This is a genomic window from Micromonospora okii (assembly GCF_020884795.1).
In the GTDB taxonomy this organism is placed as follows: domain Bacteria; phylum Actinomycetota; class Actinomycetes; order Mycobacteriales; family Micromonosporaceae; genus Micromonospora; species Micromonospora okii.
On sequence record NZ_BBZF01000014.1, the window covers coordinates 176,235 to 192,782 of the forward strand.

15 protein-coding genes, 1 tRNA gene and 1 pseudogene are annotated in these 16,548 nt (G+C 75.7%); 11 read left to right on the forward strand and 6 right to left on the reverse strand.

The genetic code is table 11. The annotated features are described in order from the left end of the window. Nucleotides 1–10 precede the first annotated feature (10 nt). Genes LPU43_RS07385 through LPU43_RS07400 form a run of 4 tightly spaced genes read right to left on the reverse strand, consistent with a single transcriptional unit; the run spans nt 11 to nt 2,778 of the window. Nucleotides 11–757 (reverse strand): energy-coupling factor ABC transporter ATP-binding protein, encoded by a 747-nt coding sequence (locus LPU43_RS07385; RefSeq protein WP_229399501.1) that lies wholly within the window; start codon nt 755–757, stop codon nt 11–13. Between the two features lie 7 nt (nt 758–764). Next, nucleotides 765–1,535 carry a cobalt ECF transporter T component CbiQ gene (gene cbiQ / locus LPU43_RS07390; RefSeq protein WP_229399502.1) on the reverse strand — a complete coding sequence of 257 codons (771 nt, stop codon included), beginning with the start codon at nt 1,533–1,535 and terminating at the stop codon, nt 765–767. An 11-nt stretch (nt 1,536–1,546) separates the two neighbouring features. Next, nucleotides 1,547–2,062, reverse strand: a complete 516-nt coding sequence (locus tag LPU43_RS28890) for a PDGLE domain-containing protein (RefSeq protein WP_373321671.1) — start codon at nt 2,060–2,062, stop codon at nt 1,547–1,549. Beyond that, nucleotides 2,059–2,778: an energy-coupling factor ABC transporter permease gene (locus LPU43_RS07400; RefSeq protein WP_229399503.1), complete on the reverse strand. Its 720-nt coding sequence runs from the start codon at nt 2,776–2,778 to the stop codon at nt 2,059–2,061. The genes LPU43_RS28890 and LPU43_RS07400 overlap by 4 nt, the downstream gene beginning before the upstream one ends. Before the next feature lie 187 nt (nt 2,779–2,965). Between LPU43_RS07400 and bcp the strand changes: the two genes are divergently transcribed. The 4 genes from bcp (at nt 2,966) to LPU43_RS07420 (ending at nt 4,815) form a co-directional block, all read left to right on the forward strand. Then, nucleotides 2,966–3,442, forward strand: a complete 477-nt coding sequence (gene bcp, locus LPU43_RS07405; RefSeq protein WP_229399504.1) for a thioredoxin-dependent thiol peroxidase — start codon at nt 2,966–2,968, stop codon at nt 3,440–3,442. Between the two features lie 31 nt (nt 3,443–3,473). After that, the gene (locus tag LPU43_RS07410; RefSeq protein WP_229399505.1) at nt 3,474–4,076 is read left to right on the forward strand and encodes an HNH endonuclease signature motif containing protein; all 603 of its coding nucleotides are present in this window, start codon (nt 3,474–3,476) and stop codon (nt 4,074–4,076) included. After that, nucleotides 4,067–4,140, forward strand: a tRNA-Leu gene (locus tag LPU43_RS07415). Before LPU43_RS07410 ends, LPU43_RS07415 begins: the two co-directional genes overlap by 10 nt. Before the next feature lie 129 nt (nt 4,141–4,269). After that, a complete protein-coding gene (locus tag LPU43_RS07420) occupies nt 4,270–4,815 on the forward strand; it encodes a GNAT family N-acetyltransferase (RefSeq protein ID WP_229399506.1) in 546 nt (181 codons plus the stop codon). Nucleotides 4,816–4,958: 143 nt separating this feature from the next. Here LPU43_RS07420 and LPU43_RS07425 read toward each other — a convergent pair. Next, nucleotides 4,959–5,759 (reverse strand): annotated as a pseudogene (locus LPU43_RS07425) (MOSC domain-containing protein); the annotation flags it as partial. A 171-nt stretch (nt 5,760–5,930) separates the two neighbouring features. On the opposite strand from LPU43_RS07425, the gene LPU43_RS07430 reads away from it, so the two are divergent. The 6 genes from LPU43_RS07430 (at nt 5,931) to LPU43_RS07455 (ending at nt 13,273) form a co-directional block, all read left to right on the forward strand. Then, nucleotides 5,931–6,992, forward strand: a complete 1,062-nt coding sequence (locus LPU43_RS07430; protein WP_444543567.1) for an LCP family protein — start codon at nt 5,931–5,933, stop codon at nt 6,990–6,992. Nucleotides 6,993–7,155: 163 nt separating this feature from the next. Next, nucleotides 7,156–8,601: a sugar transferase gene (locus LPU43_RS07435; RefSeq protein WP_444543568.1), complete on the forward strand. Its 1,446-nt coding sequence runs from the start codon at nt 7,156–7,158 to the stop codon at nt 8,599–8,601. Between the two features lie 14 nt (nt 8,602–8,615). Continuing rightward, entirely contained in the window at nt 8,616–9,560 is a 945-nt protein-coding gene (locus tag LPU43_RS07440) for a glycosyltransferase (protein WP_229399509.1), read from the forward strand. Continuing rightward, entirely contained in the window at nt 9,560–10,627 is a 1,068-nt protein-coding gene (locus LPU43_RS07445; protein WP_229399510.1) for a glycosyltransferase, read from the forward strand. The genes LPU43_RS07440 and LPU43_RS07445 overlap by 1 nt, the downstream gene beginning before the upstream one ends. After that, complete coding sequence (locus LPU43_RS07450; RefSeq protein WP_229399511.1) at nt 10,624–11,964, forward strand: lipopolysaccharide biosynthesis protein; 1,341 nt, start codon at nt 10,624–10,626, stop codon at nt 11,962–11,964. Before LPU43_RS07445 ends, LPU43_RS07450 begins: the two co-directional genes overlap by 4 nt. Nucleotide 11,965: 1 nt before the next feature. Beyond that, nucleotides 11,966–13,273, forward strand: a complete 1,308-nt coding sequence (locus tag LPU43_RS07455; protein ID WP_229399512.1) for an O-antigen ligase family protein — start codon at nt 11,966–11,968, stop codon at nt 13,271–13,273. Here the strand turns inward: LPU43_RS07455 and LPU43_RS07460 are convergent. After that, on the reverse strand, nt 13,257–15,449 hold the full coding sequence (locus LPU43_RS07460) for a sialate O-acetylesterase (RefSeq protein ID WP_229399513.1): 2,193 nt from the start codon (nt 15,447–15,449) through the stop codon (nt 13,257–13,259). The genes LPU43_RS07455 and LPU43_RS07460 overlap by 17 nt on opposite strands. Nucleotides 15,450–15,571: 122 nt before the next feature. Here LPU43_RS07460 and LPU43_RS07465 point away from each other — a divergent pair. Beyond that, nucleotides 15,572–16,548 (forward strand): acyltransferase family protein (locus LPU43_RS07465; protein WP_229399514.1); only part of this gene is annotated, 977 nt, incomplete at its 3' end.

The following is a 16,548-nucleotide window of genomic DNA, read 5'->3' on the forward strand; positions in this document are numbered from 1 at the left end:
ACCCGGAGACCTAGCGGGCCGCGAAGCCGTAGGGCAGTTCCAGGCGGTGCGCCGCCAGCAGCTCCCGATCGGCCAGCAGCTCCCGGGTGGGGGCGTCGGCGACGATGCGGCCGGCGTCGAGGATCACCGAGCGGTCGCAGAGCTCCAGCGCGTACGGCAGGTCGTGGGTGACCATCAGCAGCGTCACCGGCAGGCCGCGCAGGATCTCGGCCAGCTCCCGGCGGGCCGCCGGGTCCAGGTTCGACGAGGGCTCGTCGAGCACCAGGATCTCCGGGCGCATCGCCAGCACGGTGGCCACCGCCACCCGGCGGCGCTGCCCGAACGACAGGTGGTGCGGGGCCCGGTCCCGGTGCTCGCCCATCCCCACCGCCGCCAGCGCCTCGTCCACCCGGGCCACCAGCTCCGCCCCGCGCAGCCCCAGGTTGGCCGGGCCGAACGCCACGTCCTCGGCGACGGTGGGCAGGAAGAGCTGGTCGTCCGGGTCCTGGAAGACGATCCCGACGCGCCGGCGGACCTCCGCGAGGGTGGCCCGGTCGCGGTCGACGGTCAGCCCGCCGACGCTCACCGTCCCCCCGGTCGCCGTGAGGACGCCGTTGAGGTGCAGCACCAGGGTGGTCTTGCCCGCGCCGTTCGGCCCGAGCAGCGCCACCCGCCCGCCGCGCGGCACCGTCAGGTCCACCCCGGCCAGGGCGAGGTGCCCGTCGGGGTACGCGTACCGCAGGCCGCGCACGTCGAGGGAGGGGGTGGGGGTCTGCACGTACGGATCATGTCAGGACGACGGCGGTCGCGGCGATGGCGACCGCGACCAGCGGGACCGCCGCCCCGGCCAGCCACTGCCCGGCGGTGGCCGCGCCCGCGCCCTGCCAGACCGCCGGCATCCGGCCGGAGTAGCCGCGCGACAGCATCGCCAGGTAGACCCGCTCGCCGCGCTCGAAGGCGCGCAGGAACAGCGAGCCCACCCCGGCGGCGAAGCCACGCAACTGCCACAGGAAACGCGGGTCGTCGCCCCGGGAGATCCGCGCCACCCGCATCCGGCGGGCCTCGCCGACCAGCACGTCCAGGTAGCGCAGCATGAAGGTGGCGATCTGGGTGACCACCTGGGGGCAGCGCAGTCGGTCCAGGCCGACGATCAGGTCCCGGGTCGTCGTGGTCGCCGCCAGCAGCAGCGACGCCAGTACGCCGAGGGTGCCCTTCGCGACGATGTTCCAGCCGCCGAGCAGCCCGTCGACGGAGAGGGCCACCCCCGCCACCTCGACCCGCTCCCCCGCGCCGAGGAACGGCAGCGCGAACGCGAACAGCACGAACGGCAGCTCGATCGCCGCCCGGCTCAGCAGCCAGCCCGGCCCCACCCGGGCCAGCGTGGCGACCGCCGCGACCAGCAGCGCGTACCCGCCGAAGGCCCAGAACGCCGCGCGCGGGGTGGCCACCACCGCGAGGGTGAACAGCACCATCGCGGCGAGTTTCACCTCCGGCGGGAGGCGGTGCACCGGGGAGGCCGACTCCCGGTAGAGCACGTGGGCGTGGCCGGCCCCCATCGCCGGACCGCCTACCGGCCGTCTACGGCGCGCGCCCCGCCGGAGGCCGGCCCGCCGCCGCCCGCCCCGGACGCCGCCCGGCGGCCGGTCACCGGATCGTCGGCCGCCGGGCCACCGCCGGTCCCGTCCCCGGCCGCGCCGCTCCTCGCGTCCCCGAACGCGTCGCCCCTCGCAGCCCCGGTCGTCGGCTGCGGGTCGCGGCGGCGCAGCAGCCAGCAGACGCCCCCGCCCACGGCGAAGGTCAGCAGCACGCCGAGCACGCCGGACAGGCCGGTGGAGAGGAAGTCGTTGTCGACGCCCCGGACGCCGTAGTCGGCCAGCGGGCTGTCGCCCAACTCGTGGTCCCGCTCCCGCTGCGCCGGGCAGCTGCCGCCGGTGATCTCCCCCTCGGCGTCGACGGTGCAGCCCTCGCGCAGCGACGAGTCCAGCCCGTCGGGATGCGACGAGGCGTAGTTGCTCACCACGCCGGCCAGCAGCAGGGCGACCAACAGGCCGCCGACGAAGAACCCCCAGCCGCGCCTGCTCACCGGGCACCCCCGGCGACCGGGACGGCGGGAGCCGGCGCGACCGGCTTGAGGGCGCGCAGCGCGTACACCAGGTCGGGGCGCACCTTCGCGACGGTGACCACCGTGGTCGCGGTGATCAGCCCCTCGCCGACGCCGATCAGCAGGTGGACCCCGGCCATGGTGCCGGCCAGGCCGCCCAGGTTCCCGCCGAGGTCGGTGGTGCCGCCCAGCCAGTACTGCACGACGAAGCCCATCGCGGCGACCACGACGCTGACCAGCGCCGAGACGAAGGCGGTCACGCCGAGGCCGGCCGGGGTGCGGGGCAGCACCCGCAGCAGGAGCGCGATCAGCAGGTACGCCGCCGCGGTGCCGAACACGGCCATGTTGGTGATGTTGAGCCCGAGCATCGCCACCCCGCCGTCGCCGAAGACCAGGGCCTGCACGACCAGCACGACCGCCACGCAGAGCGCGCCGATCCACGGGCCGACCAGCAGCGCGGCGAGCGCGCCGCCGAGCAGGTGGCCGCTGACCCCGGCGGTGAGGAGGGGAAAGTTGAGCATCTGGACGGCGAAGATGAACGCGGCGACGAGCCCGGCCATCGGGGCCAGCCGGTCGTCCAGGTCGCGCCGGCCGCGCAGCACGCAGAGGGCCAGCACGACCAGCGCGAACGCGGCGAAGACGGCGGCCACGGGGCCGTCGATGATCCCGTTCGAGATGTGCATCGCCAGGGTTTCCACGCGACCTCCCGGGACGCGGCGGGCGGGCCCACGCCGACGGGGATCAGCCTATTTCCATCGATGCCTTCTTGCCAATGGCTTGCAACAGCGCGTGACTCCATGTCGGCGAACCGGGGCGGTCCCCGTGCGCGCGTCACCGCCATGTCGGCGAGCTGCCGGGCGGGGCTCCGGCGGTAGGGTTGCGGCCATGACCTCGCCCGCCCGCCTCCAGCCCGGCGACCCCGCGCCCGACTTCACCCTGCCGACCGACACCGGGGAGACGCTGTCCCTGGCCGACCTGCGCGGCCGGACGGTGATCCTGTACGCCTACCCCGCCGCCATGACCCCCGGCTGCACCAAGCAGGCGTGCGACTTCCGCGACTCGCTCGACTCGCTCAGGGCTGCGGGCTACGAGGTGGTCGGCATCTCCCCGGACAAGCCGGAGAAGCTGGCGAAGTTCCGCGAGCGGGACGCCATCACGTTCCCCCTCGTCGCCGACGCCGACAAGGCGGTGCTGACCGCGTACGGCGCGTACGGCGAGAAGCAGTCGTACGGCCGGACGGTGACCGGGGTGATCCGGTCCACCTTCGTCATCGACCCGGACGGGAAGGTCGAGCGGGCGCTGTACAACGTCAGGGCCACCGGGCACGTCGCCAAGCTGCGCCGCGACCTCGGGCTGGACTGAGACTGTCACCCCGCCCCGCTACGGTGCGCGTGTGGCCCCCTACAAGCACACCGTGGAGAAGCTAACCGCCGCAGCGGCGCAGGCCCACAGCGTCACCGAGGTGATGCGGCTGCTGGGCGTGCGCGTCAGCGGGGGCTCGCACGCCCATATCAGCCGCCAGCTCAAGCGCTTCGGCATCGACACCTCGCACTTCACCGGGCAAGCACACAACCGGGGCAAGCGCGGGGTAGGGCCCCGGGTGCCCGCGTCGGCGCTCCTGACCCGACGGCCCGAGGGGGCGCGACGGGTGGCGGGGGCTCGCCTGAAACGGGCACTGGCGTTCATCGGGCTGCCGGAGGAGTGCGAGGCGTGCGGCATCGGCCCTGTGTGGCAGGGGGCGGCCCTCACCCTGCACGTCGACCACATCAACGGTGACTTCCTGGACAACCGGCCGCGCAACCTGCGCCTGCTCTGCCCCAACTGCCACAGCCAGACCGCCACGTACGCCGGGGCCCGCCGGCCGGCGGCCGTCACGCCCGACGTGGTCTACGATCCGAAGGCCGTGACACCAACCGGCTTCCCGATCGGCAGGCGCCTACGTTGGTCGCCTCAGTGGTCGTGGAAGATGACGGTGTACACGATCAAGGGGCCGTAGCCCAACGGCAGGAGGCATGCGGTTTAGGTCCGTACCAGTGCGGGTTCGAATCCCGCCGGCCCCACTTCCACCCCGTCCGAAACCTTCCCCGGCCAGGTGTCGGACGCACCGCCCACCGGCGGCACCGGTGGCCGGTTGTCGGGCGTGTCACGATCGCGGGTCCGGCCAGGCGGCGCGACGGCAGGATGGTCGGGTGAGCCTGCGCTTCGTCCTCGACCCTGACCTCACCGCCGACCTGCGGGAACAGATCGTCTCCCTCTGGGTCGACGTCACCAACGCCGGCGGGGCGGTCGGCTTCGTCGCACCCGTCACCGCCGCCGACGTCCGTCCCGTCGCGGAGGCGGCCTTCGCCGGCGTCGCCGACGGCCCGGACCGGCTGCTCGTCGGGTACGACGGCGGGCGTCCCGTGGCCGTGCTGATCTTCGCAGACAACCGGTTCGACCTCAAGGCGCACTGGTGCGTGCTGAAGCGCGTGATGGTGCACCCCGACACCCAGGGCCTCGGGTACGGCGCGGCGCTGATGCGCGAGGCGGAGCGGCTCGGCCGGAAGGCGGGGCGGGAGGCGCTGCACGTCACCGTGCGGGACGGGCTGGGGCTGGAGCGGTTCTACGCGCGGCTCGGGTACCGGGAGGTGGGCCGGCTGCCGGGCGCGTTGCGGGTCGCCCCGGGCGACGACCGGGACGAGGTGCTCATGTGGCTCGACCTGACCGCCGGCAACACGCCGGGCGAGCCGGGCTAGCCGGACGAGCCGGGCCAGGCGGACGGGCCGGGCCAGGCGGACGGGCCGGGCCAGGCGGACGGGCCGGGCCAGGCGGACGGGCCGGGCCAGGCGGACGGGCCGGGCCAGGCGGACGGGCCGGGCCCGGGCTGGGACGGCACCTCCACCGGGTCGCCGACGCGCACCGTGCCCGGCCCCTCCGGCACGAGGTGCAGCCCGAACAGGAGTTCCCCGCCGATGTTGCGGTGCCGGCCGAGGGTGCGCAGCGGTTCCCTGCCGCGTACCCCCGTCTCCTGGTCGGTGGTGGTGACCACGCAGCGGCCACAGCCCCCGGCGGCGCGAAACCGGGCGGAGCCGATCCGCAGCCGCCGGCCGGCCCAGCCGTCCTCGGCCCAGGCGGGCGCGCCCGCCACGACCAGGTTGGGCCGGAACCGGGCCATCGGCAGGGGTGCCTCGCCGGCCTCGGCGAGCCAGCCGTTGAGCGCGTCGAGGGAGGCGGCGACGGCCAGCAGCAGGGGGTAGTCGTCGGCGAAGCTGACCTGGTCGCCGGTGTCGTGGGCGCGCGTGCCGGGGGCCTGGTGCCGGGTGGGCCGGGCCAGGTGGACGAGGCGGACCGGGCGGCCGAGCAGGGCGGTGAGCCAGTCATCGGCGGCCGGGCCGGCGGGCAGCGCGGGGACCGGGAGCCGGTTGCGGAACACCCGCACGGGCAGCGGCGGCGTGTCTGCCGGGGCGGCGACGGGGAGGTCGGGCCGGTCGGCGGCGCGCAGCAGCAGGCCGCCGTCGCGGGGCTCGACCCGCAGCCGGGCCAGCGCGGTGGTCTCCCGCTGGGTGACGCCGACGCCGTCGGCGTCGACCACCATCCAGCGCCGATCGCCGGCCAGGCCCCACGGCTCGACGCGGGCGGCGTCGTGGTCGAGGCGGTGGCAGCCCTTGACCGGGTACGTGTGCAGGGCCGCGAGCCTCACCGGGCGAGCCGCTTGGGGAAGGCGGCGACCGGGGCGAGCCGGGTGTGGGCGATGGCCCGCCTCAGCTTCGTCGCGTACACGGGAGGGTTGTACCAGTTCCGGGCGACGTGTGGGGGGCTCTCGCCCGCCGGAGGGTGGACGGGCGGACCGGCTCGGCGTCGAGTCAGTAGCATGCCCGGCATGCCTGAACGCCAACAGCTCGCCGGCTTCACGCCGCCCGGCCCGGTGGACGCTGCCCCCGACGTGGAGCGGCCCCGACGGCCACGTCGCCGGGCCCGCCGGATCGTGCTCGTCACGCTGCTGGTGGTCGCCCTGCTCGGGGCGGGCGGCGTCGGGGCGGCGGCGTTCTACCTGCGCTCGGTGGAGAAGGACATCGAGCGGGTGGACGCCTTCGCGGAGGTGCCGCGGGAGAACCGGCCGCCGGTGGTGGCCGGGGACGCGATGAACATCATGATCCTGGGCAGCGACTCCCGGGACCCGGACGGGACCGCCGGCTCGCGGACCGACACGATCATCCTGGCCCACCTGCCGAAGGACCGGAAGAGCGCGCAGCTCGTCTCGATTCCCCGGGACACGTGGGTGCGCGTCCCCCGGTCGAAGGACGGGCAGGGCGGCCGGGACGCCAAGATCAACGCCGCGTACGCGTGGGGTGGCATCCCGCTGATGGTGCAGACCGTCGAGGAGTTCACCCAGGTTCGCGTCGACCACGTGGCGGTGGTCGACTTCGCCGGCTTCACGGAGATCATCGACGCCCTCGGCGGCGTCGACATCACCGCGGAGAAGACCTTCACCTCCATCCACCCGCCGTTCCGCACGTTCCGGCAGGGGACGCAGACGATGGACGGCGAGACCGCCCTGGACTACGCCCGGCAGCGCAAGCAGTTCCCGGACGGCGACTTCGCCCGGATCCGCCACCAGCAGCAGGTCATCAAGGCGATCCTGGACAAGGCCGCCTCCGGCGGCATCCTCACCAGCCCGGGTCGGCTCAACGACTTCGTCAAGGCGACCTCGGCGGCCGTCTCCGTCGACAGGGAGATGTCCCTGGTGGACATGGCGACGGACCTGCGCGGGCTGCGCGGTCGGAACCTGGTCTTCTTCACCAGCCCGACGCGGGGCACGGGGAGGATGGGCAGCGAGAGCGTCGTCTTCGCCGACACCGCCAGGGCGAAGACCTTCTACGACGCGGTACGCCGGGACGCGGTGCCGGAGATCCTCGACGCCGCCAGGAAGTAGGACGTCGTTCTGTCCTGTCGGCCCTGGTGACGCACCCGTCGCGCTCGTATCCTTCGTGCGCCCCCGCGGACCAACCTGCCGTGGCGGCCACGGGGGAAGGACCGACATGTCAGGTCAATCGGCGACGGGTGACCATGCCACGGTCGCGCCGCGGGACGCACCGGTGACAGCGCAGGGCCCCGGCCACGGGCCGCGGGTCCCCGCCGCCCGTGCCGACGGCGAGCGGCCGGGCGTCCCCGGCCTGGACACCACGGCGGTGCTGCCGTACGCGGGGTCGCGCGCCTCCCGGCGCACCCGGTGGCTGCGGGCCTGGATGATGACCGCTCCGGTGGACGTCGTCGCCCTGCTCGTGCCGCTGGCGCTCACCCACCAGTACTGGCGCGGGACGCTGGTGATGGCCGGGCTGACCGTCGTGTTCTTCGCGGCGGGCGGCCTGTACCGGGCCCGCCGGCACGTCAGCTTCCTCGACGAGCTGCCCAGCCTCTTCGGCCGGCTGCTGGCCTGCGGCGCCATCGTGGCCATCGTCGCCGCCCTGCGCCACGAGTCGGCCGAGTACGTGCTGGGCTTCGTCCGTGGGGTGGGCCTCGCCGCCGGGCTGGTCCTCGTCGGCCGCGCGGCGACCCGCGAGTTCGCGATCGTCGCGCGCAAGCGCCGCTGGGTGGAGCACAACGCGATCGTGATCGGCAGCGGGCCGACGGCGGTGGAGCTGGCCCGCCTGCTGCGCCGCTACCCCCAGTACGGGCTGCGCTTCGTCGGTTGCGTCGACGCCCGGACGCGGCCCGCGCCCAGCGCGCACCCGCTGATCGGCACGCTCGACCAGCTCGACAAGCTCGTGGCGATGGTCGAGTGCGAGGTGCTGCTCATCGCCGACCCGGAGTGCCCGGAGCCGGTGCTGATGGAGATCCTGCGCCGGCCGGGCAACGCGGAATGCGACCTCTGGGCGGTGCCCGCGCTCTGGGGCTCGCGCTCCTCCGGCGACCACATCGGGGCGATCCCGATCGTCAAGGTCGGCGACGTCACCCTCTCCGGCCCCCGGTGGGCGCTCAAGCGCGCGTCGGACATCGCCTTCGCCTCGGTGGCGCTGCTGGCGCTGAGCCCGGTGCTGCTGCTCTGCGCCGTCGCGACGTTCCTCGACGGCGGGCGGGGCATCTTCTTCCACCAGGAGCGGATCGGCCGGCACGGCAAGCCGTTCCACATCGTCAAGTTCCGCTCGATGCGGCCGGTGGACGAGCACGAGTCGCAGACGAACTGGTCGATCGCGCACGACCGGCGGGTGGGCCCGATCGGGCGGTTCATGCGCCGGACGTCCCTGGACGAGCTGCCGCAGTTGTGGAACATCCTGCGCGGCGACATGAGCGTGGTGGGGCCGCGCCCGGAGCGCCCGCACTTCGTGGAGAAGTTCTCCGCCGAGTACCCCACCTACTCCATGCGCCACCGGGCGCCGGTCGGGCTCACCGGGCTGGCGCAGGTCAGCGGGCTGCGCGGGGACACTCCGATCTCCGACCGGGCGCGCTTCGACAACTACTACATCGAGAACTGGTCGCTGTGGCTGGACGCCAAGGTGCTGCTGCGCACCGTGGCGGAGGTCTTCCGTGGGGGTGGGCGTTGACGGACGTTTCGGTCGTGATCCCGACGACGGGCAGGCCCAGCCTCGCCGAGGCGGTGCTGTCGGCGCGGGCGCAGCGGGGGGTCTCCGTGCGCGTCGTGGTCGTCTGCGACCTGGCCGAGGTGCCGGCGACCGTGGACGCGTTGCGCGGTCAGATCGACGAGGTGGTGTGCACCGGGGGCGGCCGGCGTGGCTCGTACGCGCGCAACCTCGGGGTCGCCCACGCCGCGCCCGGCAGCCACGTGGCGTTCCTGGACGACGACGACGCCTGGCTGCCGACCAAGCTGGCGGTCCAGCTCCCCGTCCTGGAGCGGCTGGCCGCCGACGGCTGGCAGCCGATCGTGTCGTCGCGGATCCTCCAACGCAAGGCCGGCGCGGAGCCGCTGCCGACGGCGACGCCCACCGAGCTGATCGGCGCGGACGCCCGGCCGGAGGACTACCTGTTCCGCCGCCGCCGCCTCGGCGTCGGCCGCCAGTCGCTGGCCACCTCGACGCTGCTGACCACCCGGGCGCTCGCCATCGCCTGCCCGTGGGACGAGACCCTCCCCCGCCACCAGGACTGGGACTGGCTGGTCCGGGCGGCCCGCCTGCCCGGCACGCGGATCGCGCAGGTGCCGGAGGCCACCACCGTCTACACCGTGGGCAGCCCCGGGTCCATCTCGGCGGGCGCCGACTGGCGCACGTCATGGCAGTGGGCGAGCCGGTGGGAGGGGGTGTGGGCGCCGGAGACGTTCGCCGACTTCGTCGCCGCCCAGACCCTGCGGTACGCGCTCCAGGCCCGCGACTGGGCGGGCGCGCGCGAGCTGGTGCGCGCCATCCGGCGCAACTCGCCGCCGTCGGCGCCCAACGCCACCATCGCCGCGCTGGGCCTCGTGCCCCGGTCCACCCTGGAAAGGCTCGCCATGCGCCGCTCCCGCGCCGCCTCCCGTCCCGCCGCGCGGCCGGCCGGCGGGGCCCGCTGATGCGCCTGCACTTCGTCCTGCCGCAGTTGGCCCCCCTCTACGGCATGGAGCGGGCGGCCGTGCTGCTGATGCGCGGGCTGCGGGCGCAGGGCGTCGAGGTCTCCGCGACCGTGCTGTCCCGGGCCGTCCCGCCCGGCCTGGACGACCTGGACATCGACCACCTGGGCCTGGGCACCCGCATCACCCGGCTGGTGGAGGCCGTGCCGCCGCTGCGCCGGCGGCTGCGCGCCCTGCCGGCCGGGGTGGAGGTGGTGGCCAGCGGGCTGTGGGGGGCGGTGCCCGTCGGCGCCGCGCTCGCGGGCACCGGCCGCGACTTCGTGGCGTGGGAGCACTCGCTGCTGCCGGCCCGGTTGGAGATCGACCGGCGGGTGCGGGCGCTGGCGCGGGCGGGCCGGGTCGGCGCGCTGCGCCCCCGCCTCGTCGTGGCCGTATCCGAGGGGGTCGCGCGGACCGTGCGGCGGCTCGCCCCCGGGCAGTCCGTCGTCACCATCACCAATCCCCTCCCGGTGGTCCCGTACGTCGCGCCCCGCCCGGTGGCCGACCCGGGGCGGATCCACCTGGTCACCACGGCCGCGTTCCGGCCGTACAAGAACCACCTCTGCGCGCTGGAGGCGCTGGCGCTGCTGCCGGAGACGTACCGGCTGTCGCTGGCCGGGGACGGCGAGGAGCGGGCGCTGCTCGAGGCCCGGGCGCGGGAACTGGGCGTGGCGCACCGGGCGACGTTCCTGGGCCGGATTCCGGGGGTGGCCGGGCTGCTCGCCGAGGCGGACCTGCTCGTGCACCCGTCCCGGGCGGAGACGTTCGGGTTCAGCCTCGTCGAGGCGGCCGAGGCGGGGCTGCCGGTGGCCGCCCTGCCGGTGCCCGCGCTGGACGAGCTGATCCCGGCCCTGGTGCCGGGCGCGCTGGCGGCGGAGCCGGGCCCGGCGGCGCTGGCCGAGACGGTGCGGCGGCTGACCGGGGAGGCCCGGCCCGGCCCGGACGACTTCGCGCGGGCGTGGGAGGCCCGCGCGGCGGCCCTCGACCCTGCCGTGGTGAGCCGCCGGTGGATGCGGGAGCTGGCCCGGTGACCGTCGCCGACAGCGCCGTCGACCGGGCGCAGGCCGCCCCGGCGGGCCGCCGCCGGGGCGACGGCTTCCTGCGCCGCTCCGGCACGTTCCTGGTCGGCACGCTGCTGCGCACCCTCGCCCAGGGCGTGCTCTTCGTGCTGCTGGCCCGGGAGATGCCGATCGAGGCGTACGGGCTCTTCGTCGGCGTCACCGCGCTCGTGGCGGTGGTGTCGCCGTTCGCGTCGGCCGGCGCGCCCAGCCTGATTTTCCAGAACTACGCGGACGCGCCGGAGCGGTGGCGCGCGCACCTCGCCCGGGGCCTGGTGCTGACGGCCGTCTTCGGCGCGGGCGCGTCGGTGCTGGTGAGCGCGGCGGGGGTGGCCGTCTGGGGCGGCCAGGTCTCCCTGGTGGACGTCGCCGCGCTGGCCGTGGCGGACCTGGTGGCCTGGCGGCTCGTCGAGGTCGTGGCGGCCTCGGTCCAGGCCCGGGGCCGGGTCTTCGCGGCCTCGCTGATCCCCGCCCTGCTGCACGTCTGCCGGCTGGTCGCGGCGGTGGTCCTGGCGCTGGCCGTGGCGGGGCCGCTGACGCTGCGCGCCTGGGCGGTGACGGCCGCCGCCGTCTCCGGGGTCGTCTGCCTGCTGGTGCTCCTCTACGGGGCGCGCGGCCCGGGCCGCCTGCCGGTGGGGCTGCGCGGCGCGTTCGCGCAGGCCCGGGCGGGGATGCTGTTCGCCGTCGGGCTGTCGGCGCAGACCGTCTACAACGATCTCGACAAGGTGATGCTGTCCCGGCTGGGCAGCCCGGAGGGCGCGGCCGTCTACGCGGCGGCGTACCGGGTGGTGGACTTCGCGTACACGCCGGCCCGGTCGATGGCGGCGGTCGCCTACCCCCGGTTCTTCGAGGCGGGCCGGGCCGGCCCCCGGGCGGCGCTGCGGCTGACCCGCGCGCTGCTGCCGAAGTACCTGGTGTTCAGCGTCCCGGCGGCCCTGCTGCTGGTCGCCTGCGCCCCGATGATGCCGCTGGTCTTCGGCCCGGAGTACGGGGCGGCAACGGCCGCGTTGCAGGGCCTCGCCGCGCTGCTGGTGCTGAAGTCGCTGCACTACCTGGCCGCCGACACCCTGTCGGGCAGCCGGTTGCAGGGACGGCGTACGGTCTGCCAGATCGCCGTCGGCGTCGTCAACGCGGGGCTGAACGTGTGGCTGATCCCCGCGTACGGCTGGCAGGGCGCCGTCGTGTCCAGCCTGGTCTGCGACGCGCTCCTCGCCGCGCTGCTCTGGGGGCTACTCGCCGCCGCCGTCCGCCGCGATCGTCCGGGGCCTGCCGTCACGCCGCACCCCGCGCCGACCAGAGAAAGGGATTGAGTTGGTCACGCTCTTCGGAGTCCTGCTGACGGTCGGCGGCCTGGCGGTGGCCGGGTGGCTGCTGGTCACGCGGGGGAGGATCGCCGCCGCGTTCGGCGGCGCGCCGACCGCCGTCGCGCTGGTCGCGTTCGCGGTCGGCGCGAACGCCGCACCGGCGCTGGCCGGGGAGCGCAGCTCGGCGCTCATCGGGCTGCTCGTGGCATGCCTGCTCGCCTGGGTGCTCTGGTCGGGCCGCCGCGACCTGCGGGGCGGCCGGGGCCTGCGCGGGCCGGACGACCGGTGGCTGCGGGTCGCCTGGGCGGCGGCCGCCGTGCTGCTGGTCTGGTGCGTGAGCGTGGACGTCCTCACGGGCCCGGGGCTCTACGGGTCACGGCTGGTGGCGTACGCGGCGGCGGGGCTGCTACTGCTCGCCGGGGCGCTGCTGGCCGGCCGGGCGGCGCTGACCACGCGGGCCACGGCGTACCTGGGGCTGGCCGTGCTGGCGGTGCTGACGATCCCGACGGCCCTCTCGGGGTCGGCCGCCTGGCGGGCCTGCACCGCCGGGAAGCTGGAGAAGTGCTCGATGGCGGGGGCGCTGTTCAAGAGCTTCTTCGACTCCGAGAACTACGTCGCGCTGATCGCGTCGTTCACCCTGGTCGCCGCCGTCTGCGCGCTGCGCCGCGTCGAGCTGGCGGCGGCGGCGGCCTTCTGTCTGCTGATCATCGTGGCGACGGGCTCCCGCACCAGCTACCTGGCGCTCGCCGCCGCCGGCGCCTGGCTGCTCGGCAGCTTCCTGCTGGAACGGCGTCGCCGGTACGACCGCATCCACCTGGCGGGCTGCGTGGCGCTGGTGCTGGCGTCGGTCGGCGCGGCCACGTACCTGATGTGGACCGCGTCGCGCACGACGCTGAGCAACCGGGGCAACATCTGGGTCACCGCCCGGGAGTACCTCGCCGGGTCCGAGGCCACCGGGGTCGGCGTCTCGAAGTGGTACCGGTTGCAGGACGCCGGGGACGCGCCGACGCACTTCTTCCACTCCGGGTACGTGCTCGTCGTCTTCGCCGGCGGCTTCGTCGCGCTGGCGGTCTGGGCGCTGTGGGCCACGGCGCTGCTGCACGGCCGGGTCGGCGACGGGCGGGCGTTCACCGCGAAGGCCCCGGTCGTGCTCCTGCTCGTCTACTCGTTCACCGAGGTGGTGTGGAACCCGCTCTCCGTCGACGGCCTGTCCTGGATCCTGTTGGCGCTGATGCTGACCCGGTCGTGGCTGACGCCGGCGCACCGGCCGCCCGCCAGGGGGCCGGTGGACGCCGCCGTCACGGGCCGGGGCTGATCGGCAGGTCGGCGAAGGTCAGCAGCCCGGCGCCGGTGGGGTTGACGATCGCCGGCCCCGCCCCGGCCCGGCCCAGGTAGCTCACCGCCGTGGCGGCGCCCGCCGGGCCGGAGAGGGTGAGGACCAGCCGGCCGCCCTCCCGGTAGGCGACCCCGACGACCGTGGCGGTGGTGCCCGCGAGGCGGAAGTCGGCGGCGACGCCGGGGTCCACCCTCAGCGGGTCGTCGCCGCGGAGCTGGACGACCAGCTCGGTGCGGGCGGCGTCGCCGAAGGCGGCGGAGCGGGGATTGGGCGGGGCGACGCCCGCGCCCGGCCCGCCGTGGAGGTCCCGGGCCAGGACCGCGAAGACGTGGTCGCCCAGCTCGCGGTAGCCCCCCTCCCAGGCGAAGTGGCAGCCGACCTGCCCGGAGAGGCCGTTGGTGGAGAGCAGGGTCACCCCGAGCGTGTCGCCCATCCGGCGCTGCGCCTCGCGCAGCTCCCCGGCGCGGCTGTCGCCGCACGGGGAGGTGCGGACCTGGAAGACGTAGTACCGGGTGCCCCGGTCCACGTCGGCCCCCAACTCCGCGCGCCAGTCCCGCAGCAGCGCCGTGAACCCGGCCACGTGGGTGTCGGCGCGGTTGTCGTCGGCCTCGCCCTGGTACCACAGGACGGCGCGGACGTGGCCGATCACCCCGGCCGCCCGGAGCCGCTGCCGCAGCCGCCCGTAGTTGGTGCCGAGGTCGTCGGGGGCGGCGTCGCGGCGCTGGAAGTGGCCGATCTGCCGGCCGTTCTCGGCGCCGTTGACCACCGCCACGGGGACCTGGTAGGTGTCCATGAGGCGGTGCGCCGCCCGGATCGCCCACTGGCCGACCGAGCCCGGCTGCCGGGCCGGGTCGCCGACGGCGTAGTGCCAGCTCCGGTCGGCGGCGGAGAGGGCACGGTCCGCCACGGGCGAGCCGTAGCTGCGCAGGAAGCGGGACTCGTCCCCCGCCGACGAGCCCTGCTGCCCGCCGGCCACGGCGTTGGACTGGCCCTGGACGACGTAGACGTCGCCGGCCACCACGCCCTCCCACAGGCCGACCCGGCGGGTCACCCCGTCGCCGAGCGCGCGCAGCTCGACCCGGTACTCCCGCAGCCCGGCGGTGATCCGGCGACGCAGGGCGAAGGACCGCCCCACGGCGGCCGGCGCGGTCTCCTCCCAGCCGTCCGCGCCGCTGGTGACCTTGAGCTGCACGGCGGTGACCCGGCGGTCGGTGACCGTACCGGAGACGGTGACCGTCGCGCCGTCGCCGGCGTCGCGGGGGTAGAGCTGGCGGTCGGCGGGGTGCTGGTCGACGGTGAGCACCGACGGCCGGGCGTACACGGTCAGCCGCCGCTGGCTGAACCCGGCCGCGTTGGCGGCGAACGTCCAGTCGGGACGGTCGCCGGGCGCGGTGCCGATGCCGAGCGACAGCGGCGCGGCGTTCGAGGTGAAGCCGTTGACGGCCAGCACGGTCTGCGGCGCGACCGGGGACGGCCGGGTGGCACCGACCAGGTGCACCTGGAACGAGCCGTACGCCACGGCCGGGTACACGTCGTCGTCGGCGTCGAACCGGTCGCCGGACGCCCCGGCGACCTGCCCGGAGCTGCCCGGGCCGTACGAGTTGGGCCACATCTCCAGGTAGCCGGGGAGGCCGGTGCCGGTGCTCAGGCCGGGGACGTTGGTGGCGACCTCCACGTCGTTGACCCGCTGCCGGACGATCGGGCCGCCCCGGCCGGAGGGGCCGAGGCGGCGGGCGTCGGCGGTGAACGCCTCCATCGCCGTCCACACCCATTGCGGGCCCGCCGGCCCGGTCAGCTCCAGGCAGTAGCCGACCCGGTCGAAGCCCCGGGCCACCTCGGCGGTGCGGTCGAAGGCGTACGCGGGCGGGCGGTCGCGCCAGTCGGCGCGGGCCGGCAGGTCGAGCGCGGCGACGGGGACGAAGCCCGTCATGCCCGCCGCGTTGGCCGCGCAGCTCGTGGCGTCCACCGGGGCGACCGCCGGGGCCGTCCGCGAGCCGTCCGGGGCGGACCAGGCGGCGGGCGGCTCCCCCGACCTCGACGCCGGCCAGACCAGCACGGCGACCGAGGCCAGGAGCAGGCCGACGACCGCCACGGCGGCCCACGCCGGGCGCGGCATCGACCGTAGGCGTCGCACCGGGACGCGGAGACCGGACACGCTCGCACCTCCACCCCGGTCGGCCTGCTCGTCGCGGGCAAGGTTATGCGATGCCCGAGGTACGGGGGCCCCGGGCCAGGGGTGGGCCGGACGGGCCGGCCACGTCTGCGATGATGCGCGCCATGTCGGCAACCAGCACCGCGGCACCGGTGGGCACCCGATCCGCGGGGGTCGATCTCCTTCGGGTCGTCGGGATCGCCGCCGTGGTCGTCGGTCACGTGTGGAGCGACAGCGTCACCCGGGCGACCGTCTACACCTGGCACGTGCCGCTGTTCTTCCTGCTCACCGGCTACTTCTGGACGCCCGGCCGCCCGCTCGGCGGCGAGTTGCGCAAGCGCTGGCGCACCCTCGGCGTGCCGTACGTGACGTGGTTCGTGCTGCTGTTCATGGCGCTGGCCGTCGCCGACGCGGCGACCGGGGAGGCGGCGGACGGCGCGTTCGGGTCCGCGCTCTACGGCGGCAGCGCGGCCGTGCGGCCGTTCTCGGCGTTCTGGTTCGTCTCGGTGCTGTTCCTGATCGCGGTCGCGTACCGCTGGCTGGAGCGCTTCCCGGCGGCGGTCACCTGGGCGGTGGCCCTGGGCGGGCTGGTCGCCGCCCACCTGGCGCCCGACGCGGTCACGGCCGGCCCGCTCGGGGTGTTCCTGGTCCCGGCCTGCCTGGTCTTCGTGCTCGCCGGGCGGCTGCTGCGCCGGTTCCGGGCACGGATCCCGGCCGGGGTGGCGGCGGCGATGGTCGCGCTCGGCGTGGCGCTGGTGGCCAGCGGGCTGAGCACCCCGCTGGACGTGAAGGCGGGCGACTTCGGCCGGCCCGTGCTGGGCGTGCTGACCGCCGTGCTGATCAGCGGCGGCCTGGTCCGGCTCGCCGAGGCGCTGGACGGGCACGTCGGGGCCGGGGCCGCGCGGGTGGTCGGCCGGCTCGCGGCGTGCGGCATCGCTGTCGTGCTCAGCCACGCGGCGATCCTGTGGGTGCTGCGGACGCCGCCGCAGGGCGGCTGGTTCGACCTCGCCGCCGCGCTGGTGCTGCCCTGGGCGTTCGCCCTGGCGGTGCTGCGGACCCGGGTCGGCCCGTACCTCACCGGGACGACCACGGCGGGGCGCTG

Excerpts from the sequence above, each read along its gene's own strand:
- bcp (WP_229399504.1), top strand. The coding sequence starts at position 2,966 with ATGACCTCGCCCGCCCGCCTCCAGCCCGGCGACCCCGCGCCCGACTTC.
- LPU43_RS07430 (WP_444543567.1), top strand. The coding sequence starts at position 5,931 with ATGCCCGGCATGCCTGAACGCCAACAGCTCGCCGGCTTCACGCCGCCC.
- cbiQ (WP_229399502.1), bottom strand. The coding sequence starts at position 1,535 with ATGGGGGCCGGCCACGCCCACGTGCTCTACCGGGAGTCGGCCTCCCCG.
- LPU43_RS07445 (WP_229399510.1), top strand. The coding sequence starts at position 9,560 with ATGCGCCTGCACTTCGTCCTGCCGCAGTTGGCCCCCCTCTACGGCATG.